The following is a 15,906-nucleotide window of genomic DNA, read 5'->3' as shown; positions in this document are numbered from 1 at the left end:
CATTATATAAATATTTTTTTGATTATTTATATAAAATATCATAGAATCTATGATTAATAATATACTAACTAATTCGTATGATTTCACTTCTTACACCTCAGTATAAGTCTATAGGTAAAGGTAATCTACTACCATATCCAGATATTAGATTAGATAAACCCGCACTAAAAGCCAGTAGTAGAAATATATAAATTGAAGGGCCTAGAATCAGCGAAGTAATTAGATGAGGCAATACCTGCTGGTAAAAGTATGAGTACATATCGTTTTGGCTTGATGGAGGTACAGAATAGTTTAAGGGGTTAAGCCCTAAGTTATCAAGGAACTGGGGTAAATAAGGTAAACCTACGTAAAATACTATAGAAGTTCCTATCATGGCACCACCTGCACCTCGTCCTATCCTGAATGGAATTGCTAAGAACAGTATTCCTAAAGCTATTAGAACCCCTACATATTGATATATCAAATTTGATATCGAAATTAAACTTTCAGTGTAAGTGATAATTGTAAGTAGAATAGACATAAGCTGGCCTAAAGGGATTGTCAAAACCATACCTGCCTCGGTAATATTTAGAGTTGCTATTAATATCTTCAAAATAGCATATAATACTTCCTCAAAATTCAATACTTGGTTTAACCATATCACATAATTAGACCAACTAACCCCTAACATGTCTAATAATTGAGTTAAGAAAGAAAGGACTGCTAAGTAAATGCTATTCCATACTATCACGTAAATAGCATCCGTTATAAGTCTAGGAGCCCATTTTTTCACTCCATATATAGGAATAGGAAGGCCGTAAATTAAGGAACCTAAAAAATAGGTTAAAGTGGCAAGAAGCTGTGCATAATAAAGTATGTTAAATATATTGTACATTTCTCACACCTGCCTCACACCTGCGATGCCACATATGATATTAGATAGAACACAGTACTCCCTATTGCTAAGAAGAAGGCGGCTATTATAGCATCCTCAAGAATATCTTGTCCTCCTCTTTTTATCCTAAATATAGGTATTGGTGAACCTCTGAGGGCCCACCCAACAGCCCACGCTAATATGAAGATACTCCAGCCTATTTCAGTGACTGTTCCAGTTAAATTTGTTATAAAAGATTCTAACGTCATTTCTCAGTCGAAAATATCATTTTATTTTAACGTGAGGGAGATAACTGAATTTGTTTTCCTTTTAGATACTCAACTATTACGTTAACTATAGATGAAGGTGTAATATTTTCAGTATTTATTACTAAATCAAAAACAGAGAGATCCAACATATCTATACCATAATATCGTAAAAAACGGTCTCTATGACTTTCTTCCCTTTTTATTATTTGATCCAATGCTTCGGCTTCTGATATGTTATCTCTTTTGGCTACTCTCTGAGCCCTAGTATGTAGGGATGCTGTTAAATACACTGTTAAATCCGAGTAATTATGAAATAGCCATCCTGCAATATGGGATTCTACTACTAAGTTTTTGCTTGTTCTTATTATGTTAAATAATTCCATATCTATAGCCTTATCAATGTTAAAGTCTTTTTCAGCCATTTTATTCAGTTCGATTAGTGATAACTTTTTCTCTTCTGCCATCTTTCTGAAAATCATTCCTGCCGAAACATATTCTATCTTTAAAGAACTAGCCAAAATCTTAGCTACAGACGACTTACCACTACCTGGAGGGCCACTTATTATTATTAACATCAAAACCCTCTTACTGCTAGTTTTATTAATCTTTCTAAACAATTATGACATAAATAACCTCCAAAAGGTCTCTCAGGCCTCTTTTCAGTTTTACTGTACTTATGAATCTTATTGGTTTTTACGCCTCTTAAAGGCTTTTTACATATTGCACACAAGGCTTGTGAATTTTTCTTATCCTCATAATGAGTTACCGTTCTTCCAGAAGGTGTTCTAACCTGAACCTTTCTCAACGACCTTGACCTTTGCTGAGGAGAAGGCATGTTTAAATGAATTTATCCTAAGTTTATAAAAGCTTTGGTCTCCTTAATGACAAGGGCGTAAACAACAAGAATGACAGAATATAAACGAACAAGTTATTTATCTCGGGCTTACCGTTGATTGGGGGAGTGACTATAGTAGAGTATGGAAAATACACATAGGAAGGGTATATATAGTTTAGAACTATAACTAAACCTACCATATAAACCATTATGACTGTTAATGACTGGAAGAACATATAATTTCTCAACTTGTTAGTATAAGTCTGAACTTCAGAGGATATAGCTCTCATTACTTTGTTTCTCCTTTTGTTAGAGGTGATAGAGGATATTCTATCTTCGTACTTTCTTATTAACAATATTGTTTCAGTCATTTTTGGATTTAAATAAAACCTATACCATAGATATAGAATAAAGTTAAATAAAAAAGATATAAAAAATATTTCTAAAATTGTATAAAACATCTAGCAGTTCACTTCATCGACCTTATTATTTCATTTGCTGCTATGCTCGGATCCCCTTCAGCGTTAATAACTACCTTCACAGTAGCTCCCACCAGTACAGCAGAGGCCATAGCAGCGTATCTAGCAAAGTTTATAGTCTCAATAATTACTTTCTCATCGCTATAGTCTGTCCTGCTTCTCGTCGTATCCCTTTTCTGTCTTTCAAGTATTAACCTAGGTTCCGCTTCAAGTAGGAATATAATATAGGGATTTATCTCTTCAATTACGTATTTCGGTAGACCAGGTAGATAACCCGAAGGAGTTTTAATGACAGCATGTGTGTCAATGAATAGCATACCGTCTCCTCCTTCTTTTGCCTCTTTAGCAATGCCTTTAGCTGCATCAATTTGAAGTTGCCTCTGCTTCTCTACTGGAAGTTTTCTCATCTCATCCCTATTATTTACATAACCAAGGCTTATTGCAGTCTTTAACATGAAGTCACCATAGTTGATTATCTTGTTATTTATACCTTCTTTATCTAAAATTTCCTTGACTTTTTGTAGAACAGTAGTTTTACCTACACCCGGAATACCAGTTACTATACCTATTTTCAACTCTCACTCACCAATAATTCTCTTTAATAACGGGTACATCTCTAGTGTCCTCTCATAGGCTAATAAATTATAGTATTGAACCGCTATAGTAACAGCTAATAACAATCCTACTCCAGTTCCATATACACCTAGAAATGTTGCTAACACAGCTATTACACCGACAATAAGTGAGCTGTAGAACCCTAAGGGGTAAATATATTTAGCTAAGATAGATTCAATAACTTTCGGATTATTCCTCATACCCGGTATTTCTACTCCAGCTTCCACCATTTGTTGAGCTTGTGTAGCTGGATCTAGCCCAGCAACATCAATCCATAATATTCCGAAAACTATCGATAGGACTATAAATACAGCAGCATATATTACCGCACCTACCGGATCTAGAACTAAAGCGTATACGCTGTGAGGTATATTTGAAGGAGGGAAGAAGAAAGCATTAGCTATATCCCCTAGTATTGTTCCAGCAGCAGAAGATACTCCAGAAGCTATTGAGGCAAATAATTCAAAATCAGCACCCAGAACGCTTACAAATATAACTGGAATGCTACTTACATACAAGAAGTTTAAAGGAATGGTACTTCTTATACCCCTAAGTCTAGGACTAGTAACCGGAATTTGTACATTAATATTAGTTAAATAAATTATTAACAAAATTAATGCAATAGTTGATATTAACCCTACTAAGTCCGGCTGAAATGGCGTTTTTGTGCTAGTGTTCACAATTAAGTTAAGCAAATTCTTTCCAGATACAATATACGATACTAAAGTTGGGAAAAATCCAACTGGCAAATCTTGGTTTTGAACATTAGCTATTCCAAACATATCCCAGAACATTATTTTTGTTACACCAGCGAGAATGAACAAGCTTATCCCTGATCCTAAGCCCCAACCTTTCTGGATCATTTCATCTAAGAGCAAAATTATGTATGTCGCTACTATTAATTGGGCAGTCACTATCGCAGCTAAAAGTAGGCTACTAGTGGCTTTTGTAAATACATATCCGAAAAGAGCTGACTCCACGATAATGAATATGAAAGCTAATCCCTTTTCAGCTTCAGTAAACTTGATCTGGTCTTCCTCATTTGCTAAATCCATCTCTATAAGTTTAGAACCAACAAGAATTTGCATTATAAGTCCTGACGTAATTATAGGACCTATTCCCAATTGGGCTAAAGTGCCTTGAGAAGATGCAAAGATTATTTGTTCAGCTAAAAAGTTACTTAAAAAAGAATTTGTAGATGAGACACCATACAAGGGGATTGATGACATTACTAGATATACAATAAGAGCGATAAATGACCACATTAACTTTTGGCTCAAAGAAGGCTTTTGCTTAGGTTTAGTTACAGCTGGTAAGTATTCCCCTAATTTTTCTAAGAAGTCAACAAAACCCATTGTAATCTAAAAAGCCTTACTCCTTTGAGGTTAATATAATTTCTCCTCCTAATTGTTTGACCTTTTCGACAGCTTTTTCCGTAGCATGTTTAACTTTTATTACAACCTTAGAAGTTAAACTACCACCAGCAAGTAACTTCTCATATCCATATTTCTCTAAATCTATTACTTGCTTACCATTTTCCTCCGTGAGTATAATTGTCCCATTGTCTATTAAAGTTTGAAGTTTTCTTAAGTTAATTGAATTAATAACTTTAGACGTAGGATTCCTAAATCCGTGCTTACCATACCAGCCTTCTCCATACTTAACTAACCAAGACCACTTCTCCTTATGCATTCCTACAGTTCTTCCACCTTCCGCACCTCTATCCCTATGCTGCCCTTTTGTTCCCCATCCATGTGTTCTGTATCCCCTATACTTCCTACTTTTCTTTTCTTTTCTTACTACCATCTTACACCATCCTCTTAATCAATTCATTAATTTTTTCTCCTCTATACCCAAACTCTCCCTTTGAACCATATGGTCTATTAACCTTTCCCTTAAATCCTCCTTTAGGAGGATGTAAAGTGATTGGAAGCTTAAAATAATTATCCAGCTTATTTAATTTCAGTTCGCCCTCTTTTACCTTCTTAACAAACTCTGTGTATCCGCTTAACTTCATAACCTTAGTCACAAACTCTTCATTTACCTTTTTCCCGTCAATAGTCTTCAGCCTTGTTAGCAATAAGTTCAGACCTTCATCATTTAGCTCTCCCCAAGTTACATAGGGGGCAGTCAATTTCAACATCCCCTCCAACGCTGAGCTCTTCGGATAGATCATTGCGCTAAACCTTTGTTTTAGCCTTAACATCTCTAGAGTGTCTTGAATGTACCACGGTGTTGCAGCCCAACCCCTTATTCTTATGATACCAACAAGCTCAGTCATTTCTTTCTCCCCCAATCAGTTGGAGTTACAAACTTGTAAGTATTGTATAAAGCATTATAACCAGCTTTAATAAAGTTCTCCGTTGTAAACGTTGAACCTCTAGTACGCGACCAAACGTCCCTTATTCCTGCATAAGTTAATAATGTCTTCAGAGCAGGGCCTACAACTAAGCCTGTTCCTTTCGGTGCAGGTAATAGGAACACTTCCACACTACCTGCTTTACCATAAACTTTGAAGGGAAGGCTATGAGATTCACCACACGTACACTCCCAACTACCGCATCCTCTCCTTACTGGGATAATATTAAGTTTCGCATTTCTTACAGCCTTTTGGATTGCGACTCTCAGTTGTTTAGCTTTTCCAGTGCCGTAGCTTACGTAACCATCCATATTACCCATTACTATAAGTACCTTGTACTTCGATATTTCTCCGGCATCAGTTTGCTTTTGTACTATCTTTATGTCCAAAACTTCATATTTTAATTTAGGTAGTAAAACGTCTACTATTTCTGGCTCCACTATTGGATAATTCTTTTCGAATAATTCTTTCATTGAAGTTATCTTCCCTTCTTTAACCATCTGCCCTATCTTAGTCCTAGGTTTCCACTCCTCTGGATTTAAAACTGGAACTTCTTCTGCCATTATGAACCCGCCTCCTTTATCTTCTTTAGGACTTCCTCAAAATGTTGAGGAAGATTTTGAGGATCTAAGCCTCTAGCCATATATCTTGAGAATAGTTTCTTATAAAGCTCCGGGTTCTCGGATTGTAACTTCTTAGCATATTCGGATATATGTACACCTTTTACTCTTTCTTCAATATCTCCTAAATCTCCTACCGGAATTTGTAAACCTGCGTCTATCGCACCTTTTATTGCTGCGAAGATTCTTCCTCCTTTTGTCGGTACAAATAAGCCTATATCAGCAACCGCATTCTTAACTCCAGCTTTAAGAGCCCTTAACCCTGCTAAATAGCCCGTAAGATAAGCTGCAGGCGTATTGTTAGTATCTCCCTTCCATCCGTACTTCTTCACTAGTTCTATCGAGTGAGCTACAGCTAACATTACGTCCCCCTTAGGATCGAATTTAGTAACATCAATTATTACATACTCGTTAGTTATTCTAGGTACAAACCTTATCGCGTTGTTGATGACGTATACATATCTCTTATAATAATTAGTTTTACCTTCTCTTCTCCTTCTATACTTAACCTTATAATTTGAACCGTGAGCCATCTATTCCACCTTATAACCTAACTGATTTAGGAACGTTTTAACATCATTCAAGCTCTTAAACGCATTCCCCTTTGCTCTCTTATAAGCTAACCTATAAGCCTTTTTATCGATTATATTATTATCCCTCAACCACTTGAGGTATTTTCGTATCTTTCTTATTTTGGAAATCCATAATTCTTTCTTTCCTCTCCTAGCACCAGCTTTACCTTTTCTACTACCTTCCTTACGCCTTTCTCCTCTTTTTCTCTTTTTCTCTTTTCTCTCTTTGAGTCTACCATTACTAATGCCCTTACGTTCCTCTACTATTATCTTACCATCTTTTATCAGCTTTTTTACATCTTTTCTCGTTAAGGCTTCAGCTATTTCATCAAGATACTCTGGATTAAATTTGACGTTGTTCTCTCCAACTTTCTTTATTTGTGCAGCTAACCTCCTCTGTAAGGCCAATTCTGGCATATTTATCACCTATTGGACACACGAATACCTAATTCATCAGCCCTCTTTAATAACTCTAACCTTTTCTTTAACCCTAACCTGCTACTTAAAATAACGATAACCTTATCCTTCTTATCCTTTACTTTTTCTAAGTCAGTAACGGAACTAACTACTACGGGAATAAGCCCTGAGGGATGTAGACCTCTGATCTCTTTAGGACTACCGTAGCCAATTTTTACTTTAGGAGCATACCCCTTTAACTCTAATCTCATTGCGTTATCTATTCCCTTTGGCCTCCTCCATGTCTCTTGTCTCCCTATTCTATAATACTTATCCCAATCGTATCTGTAGAAATCTGGTTTAGAACTTCTTATTTTTTCTATTTCTTCCTTAATTTTATAAAGTTCTTTACTTCTCATTGCCAATCACCTCTTTCTTATACATGAAAATACCATCTGAGAACACTCTTCTATCGTATCCTGTTATCTTTGCTGCCCTTTCAATGTTAGCAGCAGTCTGGGAGACATTATAAACATCAATACCTTCTACTTCAATATCCTCTCCTTTTACAGTTACTTTAACACCAGGTAGAATTTTAGCCCTTCTTACGTTTTTCTCACCTATTAAATTAGTTATTTGAACCTCGTCTCCAACCACCTTTACCGTCATTGGAAAGTGAGTATATATTATCTTTAAGTAATACCTATAGCCGTTAGTAACACCCGTTATCATATTTTCCATATGCGCTTTAATCGAGTAGAATAAGGACTTCTTTCTCCTATCCGCAAATGTAGTCTCTAAAATTATCTTATTGCCCTCTTGCCTTATTAAAATCCCTTTTGCATAACCGAAATCTTTTTTGATCTCTCCCTTAGGACCTTTTATTACCAAAGTAGTGCCTTCTAATCTTGCTGTTACTTTTTCAGGAATCTGGATCTCCTCATATAAATACACTGCCTTCATCCTACCACCCTATTCAATATACATACCCAAGAGCGACTCCACCTATCCTTTCTTTTAAAGCTTCCTTATGAGACATCACTCCTTTCGAAGTCGATATTATTAGTATTCCTATCTCTTTAGATGGTAAGTATTTTCTAACATAGTCTTGGAGAGTTAACAAGTCTTTATAGGTGAGGGGGTATCTAGGCGTAATAGGACCACACTTATTTATTCTACCCAGTAACTGCACTGTTATCTTACCTGCTCTACCATCATCAATATATTCGAACTCACCAATGTAACCCTCTTTTTGGAGCACTCTGAGCACATTTATTATTAGCTTTGATGCAGGGATGATTATTGCCTGCTTCTTTCTCCTCACTTCATTATTATAAAGTGTAGTTAACGCATTTGCGAGAGGATTTAAGGAAGGCATAACTGTCACCTCGTTTTCTTAAACCCCATATTATACGCGACTTCCCTAAAGCATTGCCTGCACAAGTATATTCCGTATTTTTGAATTACAGAGTCTCTACTACCACATCTTTGGCAAAATTGAACTCCTCTACCATGCTTTCTCTCGGCCGGAGGTCTATACTTACCCATATCCCTCACCCTTCTATTATTGTCACATTAAAGTTTTGCTTAAGGAATTCCATTGCCTCTTCTTTAGTTACCCTATGCCTCTTAGGTATCCTTGTATACTTTCTTCTCCTCCTCATAACCCTATAGCCAGGTCTTATCAAAGTTATGACGACATCCATACCAAATATACCAACCTCAGGATCATACCTAGTACCTGGTATTAAAACGTGCTCAGCAATTCCAAAACCTACATTTCCATAATCGTCAAAACTTGATGCCTTAATTCTGTAGTTAACAGCAGCTAATGCTTTCTTAAGAAATTCTACAGCCTTTTCTCCCCTTAGAGTCACCTTAACTCCTATTGGTGCTCCTTTTCTTACACCAAATTCTCTTATTGATTTTCTAGCTTTAGTATATACAGGCTTAGCTCCAGTTAAATCCTGTAGTAATTGATAAGCTTTCTGTAATCTTTCCCCTGACTCCCCTAATCCTATATTCACCGTTACTTTATCAAGAATAATCTTTCTCATACAGTTTTTCTGAACAACCTGCTCAGTCATAACTTCACCCCTACATTTGGATCTAACTCGTTTTCTCCTAAGGCCATCACATTTATAAGATTAGTCTGATAAGTTGCATTATTAGATTCGAGAGTTACTATACTATATACTCTTCTTTTATATTTAGCCCACTGTATACTCTTTATTTTACCTACTATACCGACGTTTTTACCTCCCGTTATTATGGCATAGTTTCCTTCCTTTATCGAATAACTCCTGATAATATTTTGCGAAGGTATCTCAATTTTTAATGTATCAAGAGTAGATAAATTATAGTCTTTTAATTTATCTTTAGATATCAACACATTCCTACCATCTTCGAGATTTAGCTGAATGTCTCCACCTTTTTGAGTAGTCTTATTCAAAATTCTGACAAATTTATATCTAGCGTCTTCTTTACTAATGGTTACTATATCTAGGAACCTTATATTATTCGGAACAAGCCTTACTCTTATATCAGCCGATGGTATTTCAACTACGTCCATCAGACCTACTGGATATTTATAATCCCTTCTAACTCTACCGTCTACAAGTACTTTACCATCAAAAATTACCCTTTTTGCCTCCCTCGTCGTCTCCGCTATTTTTAGATAGTATTTTAACAGAATAGTTAAAGGTATACTTTCAGATAGCTTATGAGGGCCAGCTGAAGCCCTAATTATCCATTTATACTCTTTTTTAGGTGCCTTTAGGAACCAAGGAGCTTCAAAACGTGTAATGTGTACCATTTCAACTTCCCTCCTTTTTATCCTCTTTTCTCTTTAGATACTCCTCTCTAGCTTTTCTTTTTCTATCGATAGCAGCTACTCTCTCTTTGTCACTGATATCTAGCTTAGTTATCATGACTTTAGAGGCATGAACCCAAATGAAAACAGGTGTTCCGTCTGCTTTCTTCCTAGTTAAACCTTCTATTGCAATTCGTCCTGTCTTAGTATTTACGTCAATAACTTTACCCTCATATCCTATGTGTTCTCCCCTCATAACTTTCACGGTATCACCCTTTCTTACCGACAATCTTTTAATTCCATATTGTTTCTCTAAATCCTCTGAAAGTCTGGCTGTTAGTAACTTATGTCTTAGATGCTTAGGTGGCTCCCTTATTAATCGTCTTTGCTTAACCGGCTTAGATGAAACCATTTTAAATCACCATGGTAGCTATACTTGCTACTTTAGGCCATCTTTCAGCAGCTTCTCTAGCAATAGGCCCTCTAATTTCCGTACCTTTAGGAGTTCCATCAGGGTTCACTATCACTACGGCATTATCTTCAAAAGATATCCATGTCCCATCTGGTCTTCTAAAGGGCATTCTCTGTCTTACTATGACTGCCTTGAACTTCTGTTTCCTTACTTCTGGAGTCCCTTTCTTAACACTTACCATTACTAGATCAGCTATGTTAGCAAAAGGAACCCTCCTTAACACTCCTCTATATCCATAAACTCCAATTATCATAGCTTCTTTTGCGCCACTATTATCTGCAACAATTACTCTGCTGTAATGTTGAAGTGCGGGGGTGAAGCCTTTCCTACTTCCTAAAACGTTTAACTTCTCAGGCATGGATCTCACCTAGACTTTCCTAAAACCACAAATGATACTGACTTAGCTATTGGTCTAGATTCCCCGATTATAACTTTATCCCCTTCCTTTACATCCAGGCAAGGAGGTATATGAACGTGAATCCTACTCCTACGTCTTTCGTATCTCTTGTATTTCGTATTGTAATATAAATACTCTCTTTCAACTACTCCTGCCCTCATGGCTCTAAACTTTATTAAAATACCATCCAGTATTAACCCTCTTACTCTTAAACTCCCATGGTAAGGACAGTTTTGATCATCACAAACTTTTGAAGGAACTTCTACACCCTCTATGCCCACGCTTTTAACCAGCTGACCTTTTTTACCCATCACATCCACCTTTTCTCAGGTTTACCAACTAACTTGATCCCAGATACCACAAAAAATCTACCTTTAAAATTTATCGCGTAAATTCCATTTTCTTTTAAGAGCCTGACTTTCCTTTTATCGAAGCCTACAACTAAAGTCTTATATGTTTCATCTATTATAACTCCAGTTTTACTTAGTAGAGAAGAATCAGGATAGGATAAAATAGTAACTTTTGCGCCAATCAAATCCACTATTGTTTAGCCTCCTGTTTTGAAGAAGGCTGGGAAGCAGTTTGTTTGGTTTTCCCTTTCTTTTTCTCAGCCAAAACAGTCAATATTCTTGCGATATCTTTTCTTGTATTCCTAATGGCAGCCGTATTCTTTAAAGTCCCTAATCTTGCCTCAGCCCTCAGCCTTAACATCTGCGACTGCAACTCTTTTAATTGATCGAGTAACTCTTTCACATTTTTTTCTCTAAGTTCCTTTGGATTTAGAGGCATCTTTAGCTACCTCCTTTGTTTTCATCAATAAAACTCACATTTGTAACTGTAACAGTTCCTCCTTCTTCTCCTCCCTTTGGTTTTTCTCTCAGTTCTATCTTATCCACACTCTTCATAGGCTTTGTAATTATAACTTCAACACCATATACGCCTGGTTTTAGCATCGCGATCGCTATTGCCCTATCTATAATCCTTTCTAACTGCTGTCCGCTCTTATACACAATTCCTTCTTTAAGCTTTTCATATTTCGCTCTCTCGGATGTTAACTTTCCGCTCACTACAACTTCTGCACCATAAGCACCAGCTTTCATAATTCTCCTAATCGTTATGAACGCAGCTCTCCTGAAATGATATCCTTTTTCTAGAGCTATTGCTAATCTAAATGCCATAACTCTAGCGTTAAGTTCTGGATTCTCAACTGTTGTTACGGTTATTTGTGGATTTTCTAACCCAAACAGTTTTTCCAAAATCTGTGCTAACTGCTTAATTGTCTTACCCTGCTTCCCTATAATGAAAGCAGGCCTCCCCGCATATATAACAACTCTAGTCCCAATAGGAGTTTTTATTATATCTACGCCAGCATATTCTGCATTGTAGAACTGCTTAGCTAAATATTCGTCTACCTTAACCTTAATCATAGACTTTTGTAGGAAATACTTCTTTACCAAAACCATATTTACTCCACCTCAGCCAAAACTACTTCAATATGAGAAGTGTATTTATACTTACGTGTTGCTCTGCCAAAGGCTCTAGGCATAAACCTCTTTATAGTTACTCCTTTATGAGCGGCTATGTGAACTATCCTTACATTATCAATATCTAGTCCTTTTACGGATGCATTATTTTCAGCATTTTGTAAGACTTTAAGTACGTACTTTATTGCTTTTCTGGGGTATCGACCGCTCTTAACTTTCCATTTCTCTGATATATTCGACTTGTGGGATGCACCGTGAGAATATCTCCAAAAAGGTAATGCCTCTTCTTGCCTTAGTACTCTCTCTAGGAAAGCTTTAGCTTCATTTAATTTCATACCTCTCACGGCTTTACAAACATTATATAAATCACGTATTGAAGCGTCCACGTTCTTTATCACAGCTTTAGCAATCCTATCTTCGGATATGGATAGTTGAGGATAAGTCCATGAAGCCATATTTCATCCCTTCATAGCCAGGAATAGGCTTGATCTAGTCGCCTTTAACCCAGGTTCGCCGTGTTCTACCTTCTTCGTAGTTATTGAGAACTCACCCAAGTAATGACCTATCATCTCAGGCGTTACTTGAAACTCAACGAACTCCTTACCATTATAAACTGCAAACTTCAAACCCACCATTTCAGGTAATATTATCATATCTCTCACGTGAGTTTTAATCACCTTATTATATTTTCCTTCTCTCAAATATTTTCTTATTTTTTCTAGAAGTCTTCTTTGCCTATCAGAAAATCCTCTAACTAGAGACCTTCTTTGCCTTGCAGGTAAGAGCTTTATAAATTCATCCATAGGCATATTTACAAGTTCGTCTAACGTCTTACCCCTATATTTGAACTTTTTCCACTCTGATGGATATTCTATTGACACGTAATCACCCCGAATTCATATTTAAAAGTTAAATAAAAAATCATGCTCCCTCACGCCTTCCAGTCCTTCTAGCTGCTATGTGGCCAACTTTCCTGCCTGGAGGTGCATTCCTTGAAACAGTTGATGGCCTGCTTACGCTCTGATGTAATCCACCACCATGTGGGTGTGATACAGCATTCATAGCTACACCCCTTACATGTGGCCATTTAGTAGCCTTAACTTTATATTTCCAATAATTATTCCCAGCTTTTAATAACGGTTTCTCTGTAATTCCTCCCCCGGCTATTACACCAATAGTCGCTCTTGCAGACGCACTTACCTGAACTATTTTTTCTGAGGTAAGCTTTATTAAGACCTTGTCGCCGCTTCTTCCTATTATAGTTGCGTAAGTACCAGCAGCTCTGGCGAATTTACCACCATCCCCTCTGGTCTTCTCTACATTACAAACTACTGTTCCCTCTGGTAAATTGCCTACTTCAACTATATTACCGTTACTAACTGGAGCATTACTTCCTATCTGAATTATTTGACCTACTGTAAGTCCTTGAACAGCAGGAATGAAGAACGTCTCTCCAGTATCTAACTTAATCTGTGCAACCGGTGCATTTACTCCCGGATTATGCAGTATGTCTGTTACCTTGCCTTTATGATCCCCAGTAACATTGGGATACCTTGCAGGACCTACTCTCCTCCAACTGGGGCTTCTGAAATTAATTCCTCCGCGTCCTGCTCTTTGTTGGAGTAACTTCTTACCCATTTACATCACCTTACAATATACCTAATTTGTGGGCTATTTCACTCGCATTAAACTCTTTCTTGAGCTTAACATATGCTTTTTTCTCTCCAAGCGGTGTAATGAGTGTGTTTACTTTTTCTACTTTTACATTAAACATGTTTTCTATCTCTTTCTTGATTTGAGGTTTTGTAGCATTTTTATCAACTATAACTGTCAGGGTATTCTGAGACTCAAGTAGCCTAATAGCTTTTTCTGTAGCTAAAAACTCTTTAACTATCATGAAACCACTCTCCCTTGTAATCTTTTAGACAAGATATCGATAGATGACTTCGTATATATTGTTAACCTACCGGGATGACCGCCCGGAGCTAAATGAATAACACTTACTAAATTTGCCGCAACTATATCTACTCCCTCTATGTTTGAGCCAGCTTTTACAATAGGAGCCTTAATGTCTGAAACAATTATAAGGGGACCCTTAGCCCTTTTATATCTCCTACCTCTCATTTTTCCTTTGCCCGCTCTTATTCTTACTCTATCTTTAACTCTTTCAATATCTTCATAAACGCCAAGTTTGGGGAATATCTCATTAACTAATACTTTAGCTTTATCTACCTTCTCTAAATCATCACTTACAACTATGGGGAGTTCTTGTGCTGAAAACCTATGACCTCTAGCTTTTACCAACTCTGGTAATGTGGTCGCTGCAAGTGCACTTATCACTGCTAATCTTTTCTCCTTTTCATTAACTTCCTCGACTATTCTCTTTTCTACGGTAGGAGGAAATGTTAATCTTCCACCCACGGTGTTCGGAGCTAGTGCTGCTTCTCCGCTCTGCTTAACTCTAGGAACCCTTGCTAATCCTAGGTTTATCCCAAAGCTTAATGCACTTGTCCTCTTTCCTGCCATAGGATCTCTTCCTTTGGGCTGAAGGGATTTCGTAAATTCAGAGATAAATACTCTCCTTATTAGATCTTTTCTAACCGGGTAACTAAAGAAATATGGTAATTCTAACTCCCCTATTTTATTACCTTGAAGATCTAGGATTTGAATCTTTTTAGATACGAGTTCTAAATACATATTCTTCACCCTTGTTGGCTGGCCAGATTTACATATGTTATTTTAGGAGTTGACTGAGGAGTCCAGGAAGGTCTTATAGGATATCTCAAGAATAATGGCCTCTTCTTACTGCCTATAGTAGATCCTTCGATCACTAAGTACGTGTTCCTCACTAGACCGTAATTAACAAATCCTCCTGCTGGATTTATCTCTCTGGGATCTTCTCCTATCTTAAGTATCCTCTTATTATACTCGGTTCTTCTGTGGAAGCCCATCTGACCAGGTTGGGGAGTATAACTTGGAGTGGGTATTGAAGGACCTCTAGCACCTATTTTTCTGCTCCCTTTCCTGTGCTTATGCCATCTTGGTAACTCAACAACACTATACCTCTTTATTACTCCTTGGAATCCTTTTCCTTTTGTCACTCCGTTAATGTCGATCAACTGCCCTTCCTTGAACACATTTTTCACCGGTACTTCCTTACCTAATATTGATAGGGCATACTCGAGTTGCTGTTTTATACTACTACCTCCACCTATTTGTATCTCAGCTATATCGGGTTTTTTCTTCCCTAAAGAGGTAACCAGATAAGGCTGTGTTACAGTTAAAACTCGTAGGGCTATTATCTTGTCTAGATTATTTGTTATTTCGTCAAGTTTAGCCTTCATCTTTTCCTTATCTAATTTCAGATTAGTTATCTTTCTCTCGCTCAATACCTTCATTAGTTTATCATTAATATCACCCCAATATTCTGTTAGAACTGCTGGCTCTCCTTTTGAGTTAATGTAGTAAGCTCTCAAGGCAACTGGTATGATTGGCGGTGTTTCTAATACAGTAACTGGAACGTATATTTCCTTTCCGTAATTTGGAGAAGTTTGTTTATCATCGATCATGAAAATATGAGTCATTCCAGCTTTGTAACCGATAAAGCCGAGTAGCTTGGGCTCATTAGATTGAATTACAGGCCAGCTTTTAGGAGTTGGAAGGAACTCTCTAGACCTCTTTCTGGGACGCAAAGCTGCTGATCCACGTCTTGGCGAGGATAACTTACGATGACCCATTAAATT

30 protein-coding genes are annotated in these 15,906 nt (G+C 37.0%); all 30 read right to left on the bottom strand.

Annotation, left to right across the window (positions count from 1 at the left end):
• Positions 1 to 97: 97 nt before the first annotated feature.
• A complete protein-coding gene (gene cedA / locus D1868_RS02355) occupies positions 98 to 874 on the bottom strand; it encodes a DNA import protein CedA (RefSeq protein WP_156005176.1) in 777 nt (258 codons plus the stop codon).
• 14 nt (positions 875 to 888) lie between these two features.
• Positions 889 to 1,122 (bottom strand): DNA import protein CedA1, encoded by a 234-nt coding sequence (gene cedA1 / locus D1868_RS02350; RefSeq protein ID WP_156005175.1) that lies wholly within the window; start codon positions 1,120 to 1,122, stop codon positions 889 to 891.
• Positions 1,123 to 1,148: 26 nt separating this feature from the next.
• The gene (gene cmk, locus D1868_RS02345; protein WP_156005174.1) at positions 1,149 to 1,697 is read right to left on the bottom strand and encodes a (d)CMP kinase; all 549 of its coding nucleotides are present in this window, start codon (positions 1,695 to 1,697) and stop codon (positions 1,149 to 1,151) included.
• Positions 1,697 to 1,957 (bottom strand): 50S ribosomal protein L34e, encoded by a 261-nt coding sequence (locus D1868_RS02340; RefSeq protein WP_156005173.1) that lies wholly within the window; start codon positions 1,955 to 1,957, stop codon positions 1,697 to 1,699. Before D1868_RS02340 ends, cmk begins: the two co-directional genes overlap by 1 nt.
• A gap of 23 nt (positions 1,958 to 1,980) precedes the next feature.
• Positions 1,981 to 2,328 carry a hypothetical protein gene (locus tag D1868_RS02335; RefSeq protein WP_231112427.1) on the bottom strand — a complete coding sequence of 116 codons (348 nt, stop codon included), beginning with the start codon at positions 2,326 to 2,328 and terminating at the stop codon, positions 1,981 to 1,983.
• A 98-nt stretch (positions 2,329 to 2,426) separates the two neighbouring features.
• Positions 2,427 to 3,011 carry an adenylate kinase gene (locus D1868_RS02330; RefSeq protein WP_156005171.1) on the bottom strand — a complete coding sequence of 195 codons (585 nt, stop codon included), beginning with the start codon at positions 3,009 to 3,011 and terminating at the stop codon, positions 2,427 to 2,429.
• Positions 3,012 to 3,014: 3 nt separating this feature from the next.
• Positions 3,015 to 4,406 carry a preprotein translocase subunit SecY gene (gene secY / locus D1868_RS02325; protein ID WP_156005170.1) on the bottom strand — a complete coding sequence of 464 codons (1,392 nt, stop codon included), beginning with the start codon at positions 4,404 to 4,406 and terminating at the stop codon, positions 3,015 to 3,017.
• Between the two features lie 16 nt (positions 4,407 to 4,422).
• Positions 4,423 to 4,857, bottom strand: a complete 435-nt coding sequence (locus D1868_RS02320) for an uL15 family ribosomal protein (RefSeq protein ID WP_156005169.1) — start codon at positions 4,855 to 4,857, stop codon at positions 4,423 to 4,425.
• Position 4,858: 1 nt separating this feature from the next.
• The gene (locus D1868_RS02315; protein WP_156005168.1) at positions 4,859 to 5,332 is read right to left on the bottom strand and encodes a 50S ribosomal protein L30; all 474 of its coding nucleotides are present in this window, start codon (positions 5,330 to 5,332) and stop codon (positions 4,859 to 4,861) included.
• Positions 5,329 to 5,973 carry a 30S ribosomal protein S5 gene (locus tag D1868_RS02310; RefSeq protein ID WP_156005167.1) on the bottom strand — a complete coding sequence of 215 codons (645 nt, stop codon included), beginning with the start codon at positions 5,971 to 5,973 and terminating at the stop codon, positions 5,329 to 5,331. The genes D1868_RS02315 and D1868_RS02310 overlap by 4 nt, the downstream gene beginning before the upstream one ends.
• Complete coding sequence (locus D1868_RS02305) at positions 5,973 to 6,563, bottom strand: 50S ribosomal protein L18 (protein ID WP_156005166.1); 591 nt, start codon at positions 6,561 to 6,563, stop codon at positions 5,973 to 5,975. Before D1868_RS02305 ends, D1868_RS02310 begins: the two co-directional genes overlap by 1 nt.
• Positions 6,564 to 7,019 carry a 50S ribosomal protein L19e gene (locus tag D1868_RS02300; RefSeq protein ID WP_156005165.1) on the bottom strand — a complete coding sequence of 152 codons (456 nt, stop codon included), beginning with the start codon at positions 7,017 to 7,019 and terminating at the stop codon, positions 6,564 to 6,566.
• Between the two features lie 5 nt (positions 7,020 to 7,024).
• The gene (locus tag D1868_RS02295; RefSeq protein WP_156005164.1) at positions 7,025 to 7,417 is read right to left on the bottom strand and encodes a 50S ribosomal protein L32e; all 393 of its coding nucleotides are present in this window, start codon (positions 7,415 to 7,417) and stop codon (positions 7,025 to 7,027) included.
• The gene (locus tag D1868_RS02290) at positions 7,407 to 7,961 is read right to left on the bottom strand and encodes a 50S ribosomal protein L6 (RefSeq protein WP_156005163.1); all 555 of its coding nucleotides are present in this window, start codon (positions 7,959 to 7,961) and stop codon (positions 7,407 to 7,409) included. The genes D1868_RS02295 and D1868_RS02290 overlap by 11 nt, the downstream gene beginning before the upstream one ends.
• A 13-nt stretch (positions 7,962 to 7,974) precedes the next feature.
• On the bottom strand, positions 7,975 to 8,376 hold the full coding sequence (locus D1868_RS02285) for a 30S ribosomal protein S8 (protein WP_156005162.1): 402 nt from the start codon (positions 8,374 to 8,376) through the stop codon (positions 7,975 to 7,977).
• Positions 8,377 to 8,381: 5 nt separating this feature from the next.
• Positions 8,382 to 8,546, bottom strand: a complete 165-nt coding sequence (locus D1868_RS02280) for a 30S ribosomal protein S14 (RefSeq protein WP_156005161.1) — start codon at positions 8,544 to 8,546, stop codon at positions 8,382 to 8,384.
• A 5-nt stretch (positions 8,547 to 8,551) separates the two neighbouring features.
• Positions 8,552 to 9,085 carry a 50S ribosomal protein L5 gene (locus D1868_RS02275; RefSeq protein WP_156005160.1) on the bottom strand — a complete coding sequence of 178 codons (534 nt, stop codon included), beginning with the start codon at positions 9,083 to 9,085 and terminating at the stop codon, positions 8,552 to 8,554.
• Complete coding sequence (locus D1868_RS02270) at positions 9,082 to 9,813, bottom strand: 30S ribosomal protein S4e (protein WP_156005159.1); 732 nt, start codon at positions 9,811 to 9,813, stop codon at positions 9,082 to 9,084. The genes D1868_RS02275 and D1868_RS02270 overlap by 4 nt, the downstream gene beginning before the upstream one ends.
• A 1-nt stretch (position 9,814) precedes the next feature.
• Positions 9,815 to 10,222: a 50S ribosomal protein L24 gene (rplX, locus tag D1868_RS02265; RefSeq protein ID WP_156005158.1), complete on the bottom strand. Its 408-nt coding sequence runs from the start codon at positions 10,220 to 10,222 to the stop codon at positions 9,815 to 9,817.
• A 1-nt stretch (position 10,223) separates the two neighbouring features.
• On the bottom strand, positions 10,224 to 10,640 hold the full coding sequence (locus tag D1868_RS02260) for a 50S ribosomal protein L14 (protein ID WP_156005157.1): 417 nt from the start codon (positions 10,638 to 10,640) through the stop codon (positions 10,224 to 10,226).
• 5 nt (positions 10,641 to 10,645) lie between these two features.
• Positions 10,646 to 10,990, bottom strand: coding sequence for a 30S ribosomal protein S17 (locus tag D1868_RS02255; protein WP_156005156.1), 345 nt, complete (start codon positions 10,988 to 10,990; stop codon positions 10,646 to 10,648).
• Positions 10,990 to 11,220: a ribonuclease P protein subunit gene (locus D1868_RS02250; protein WP_196770256.1), complete on the bottom strand. Its 231-nt coding sequence runs from the start codon at positions 11,218 to 11,220 to the stop codon at positions 10,990 to 10,992. Before D1868_RS02250 ends, D1868_RS02255 begins: the two co-directional genes overlap by 1 nt.
• The gene (gene rpmC / locus D1868_RS02245) at positions 11,220 to 11,468 is read right to left on the bottom strand and encodes a 50S ribosomal protein L29 (RefSeq protein WP_156005154.1); all 249 of its coding nucleotides are present in this window, start codon (positions 11,466 to 11,468) and stop codon (positions 11,220 to 11,222) included. Before rpmC ends, D1868_RS02250 begins: the two co-directional genes overlap by 1 nt.
• 2 nt (positions 11,469 to 11,470) lie before the next feature.
• On the bottom strand, positions 11,471 to 12,142 hold the full coding sequence (locus D1868_RS02240) for a 30S ribosomal protein S3 (protein ID WP_156005153.1): 672 nt from the start codon (positions 12,140 to 12,142) through the stop codon (positions 11,471 to 11,473).
• 2 nt (positions 12,143 to 12,144) lie between these two features.
• Entirely contained in the window at positions 12,145 to 12,618 is a 474-nt protein-coding gene (locus D1868_RS02235; protein ID WP_156005152.1) for a 50S ribosomal protein L22, read from the bottom strand.
• Positions 12,619 to 12,621: 3 nt separating this feature from the next.
• Positions 12,622 to 13,044 (bottom strand): 30S ribosomal protein S19, encoded by a 423-nt coding sequence (locus tag D1868_RS02230; RefSeq protein ID WP_156005151.1) that lies wholly within the window; start codon positions 13,042 to 13,044, stop codon positions 12,622 to 12,624.
• Between the two features lie 40 nt (positions 13,045 to 13,084).
• Positions 13,085 to 13,801 carry a 50S ribosomal protein L2 gene (locus D1868_RS02225; RefSeq protein WP_156005150.1) on the bottom strand — a complete coding sequence of 239 codons (717 nt, stop codon included), beginning with the start codon at positions 13,799 to 13,801 and terminating at the stop codon, positions 13,085 to 13,087.
• A gap of 10 nt (positions 13,802 to 13,811) precedes the next feature.
• Complete coding sequence (locus D1868_RS02220; protein WP_156005149.1) at positions 13,812 to 14,060, bottom strand: 50S ribosomal protein L23; 249 nt, start codon at positions 14,058 to 14,060, stop codon at positions 13,812 to 13,814.
• The gene (gene rpl4p / locus D1868_RS02215; protein ID WP_156005148.1) at positions 14,057 to 14,860 is read right to left on the bottom strand and encodes a 50S ribosomal protein L4; all 804 of its coding nucleotides are present in this window, start codon (positions 14,858 to 14,860) and stop codon (positions 14,057 to 14,059) included. The genes D1868_RS02220 and rpl4p overlap by 4 nt, the downstream gene beginning before the upstream one ends.
• Positions 14,861 to 14,865: 5 nt before the next feature.
• A complete protein-coding gene (locus D1868_RS02210) occupies positions 14,866 to 15,900 on the bottom strand; it encodes a 50S ribosomal protein L3 (protein ID WP_156005147.1) in 1,035 nt (344 codons plus the stop codon).
• Positions 15,901 to 15,906 lie beyond the last annotated feature (6 nt).

Source organism: Stygiolobus azoricus, assembly GCF_009729035.1.
Lineage (GTDB): Archaea > Thermoproteota > Thermoprotei_A > Sulfolobales > Sulfolobaceae > Stygiolobus > Stygiolobus azoricus.
Note: the sequence above shows the minus strand (reverse complement) of the source record. Positions and strands in the feature narration are given on the sequence as shown.

Excerpts from the sequence above, each read along its gene's own strand:
- rpl4p (WP_156005148.1), bottom strand. The coding sequence starts at position 14,860 with ATGTATTTAGAACTCGTATCTAAAAAGATTCAAATCCTAGATCTTCAA.
- D1868_RS02335 (WP_231112427.1), bottom strand. The coding sequence starts at position 2,328 with ATGACTGAAACAATATTGTTAATAAGAAAGTACGAAGATAGAATATCC.
- D1868_RS02305 (WP_156005166.1), bottom strand. The coding sequence starts at position 6,563 with ATGGCTCACGGTTCAAATTATAAGGTTAAGTATAGAAGGAGAAGAGAA.
- D1868_RS02210 (WP_156005147.1), bottom strand. The coding sequence starts at position 15,900 with ATGGGTCATCGTAAGTTATCCTCGCCAAGACGTGGATCAGCAGCTTTG.
- D1868_RS02290 (WP_156005163.1), bottom strand. The coding sequence starts at position 7,961 with ATGAAGGCAGTGTATTTATATGAGGAGATCCAGATTCCTGAAAAAGTA.
- D1868_RS02295 (WP_156005164.1), bottom strand. The coding sequence starts at position 7,417 with ATGAGAAGTAAAGAACTTTATAAAATTAAGGAAGAAATAGAAAAAATA.
- rplX (WP_156005158.1), bottom strand. The coding sequence starts at position 10,222 with ATGGTTTCATCTAAGCCGGTTAAGCAAAGACGATTAATAAGGGAGCCA.
- D1868_RS02285 (WP_156005162.1), bottom strand. The coding sequence starts at position 8,376 with ATGCCTTCCTTAAATCCTCTCGCAAATGCGTTAACTACACTTTATAAT.
- D1868_RS02300 (WP_156005165.1), bottom strand. The coding sequence starts at position 7,019 with ATGCCAGAATTGGCCTTACAGAGGAGGTTAGCTGCACAAATAAAGAAA.
- cedA (WP_156005176.1), bottom strand. The coding sequence starts at position 874 with ATGTACAATATATTTAACATACTTTATTATGCACAGCTTCTTGCCACT.
- D1868_RS02220 (WP_156005149.1), bottom strand. The coding sequence starts at position 14,060 with ATGATAGTTAAAGAGTTTTTAGCTACAGAAAAAGCTATTAGGCTACTT.
- D1868_RS02320 (WP_156005169.1), bottom strand. The coding sequence starts at position 4,857 with ATGGTAGTAAGAAAAGAAAAGAAAAGTAGGAAGTATAGGGGATACAGA.
- D1868_RS02280 (WP_156005161.1), bottom strand. The coding sequence starts at position 8,546 with ATGGGTAAGTATAGACCTCCGGCCGAGAGAAAGCATGGTAGAGGAGTT.
- D1868_RS02235 (WP_156005152.1), bottom strand. The coding sequence starts at position 12,618 with ATGGCTTCATGGACTTATCCTCAACTATCCATATCCGAAGATAGGATT.
- D1868_RS02275 (WP_156005160.1), bottom strand. The coding sequence starts at position 9,085 with ATGACTGAGCAGGTTGTTCAGAAAAACTGTATGAGAAAGATTATTCTT.
- D1868_RS02260 (WP_156005157.1), bottom strand. The coding sequence starts at position 10,640 with ATGCCTGAGAAGTTAAACGTTTTAGGAAGTAGGAAAGGCTTCACCCCC.
- D1868_RS02270 (WP_156005159.1), bottom strand. The coding sequence starts at position 9,813 with ATGGTACACATTACACGTTTTGAAGCTCCTTGGTTCCTAAAGGCACCT.
- D1868_RS02225 (WP_156005150.1), bottom strand. The coding sequence starts at position 13,801 with ATGGGTAAGAAGTTACTCCAACAAAGAGCAGGACGCGGAGGAATTAAT.
- cmk (WP_156005174.1), bottom strand. The coding sequence starts at position 1,697 with ATGTTAATAATAATAAGTGGCCCTCCAGGTAGTGGTAAGTCGTCTGTA.
- D1868_RS02240 (WP_156005153.1), bottom strand. The coding sequence starts at position 12,142 with ATGGTTTTGGTAAAGAAGTATTTCCTACAAAAGTCTATGATTAAGGTT.
- secY (WP_156005170.1), bottom strand. The coding sequence starts at position 4,406 with ATGGGTTTTGTTGACTTCTTAGAAAAATTAGGGGAATACTTACCAGCT.
- cedA1 (WP_156005175.1), bottom strand. The coding sequence starts at position 1,122 with ATGACGTTAGAATCTTTTATAACAAATTTAACTGGAACAGTCACTGAA.
- D1868_RS02315 (WP_156005168.1), bottom strand. The coding sequence starts at position 5,332 with ATGACTGAGCTTGTTGGTATCATAAGAATAAGGGGTTGGGCTGCAACA.
- rpmC (WP_156005154.1), bottom strand. The coding sequence starts at position 11,468 with ATGCCTCTAAATCCAAAGGAACTTAGAGAAAAAAATGTGAAAGAGTTA.
- D1868_RS02340 (WP_156005173.1), bottom strand. The coding sequence starts at position 1,957 with ATGCCTTCTCCTCAGCAAAGGTCAAGGTCGTTGAGAAAGGTTCAGGTT.
- D1868_RS02310 (WP_156005167.1), bottom strand. The coding sequence starts at position 5,973 with ATGGCAGAAGAAGTTCCAGTTTTAAATCCAGAGGAGTGGAAACCTAGG.
- D1868_RS02255 (WP_156005156.1), bottom strand. The coding sequence starts at position 10,990 with ATGGGTAAAAAAGGTCAGCTGGTTAAAAGCGTGGGCATAGAGGGTGTA.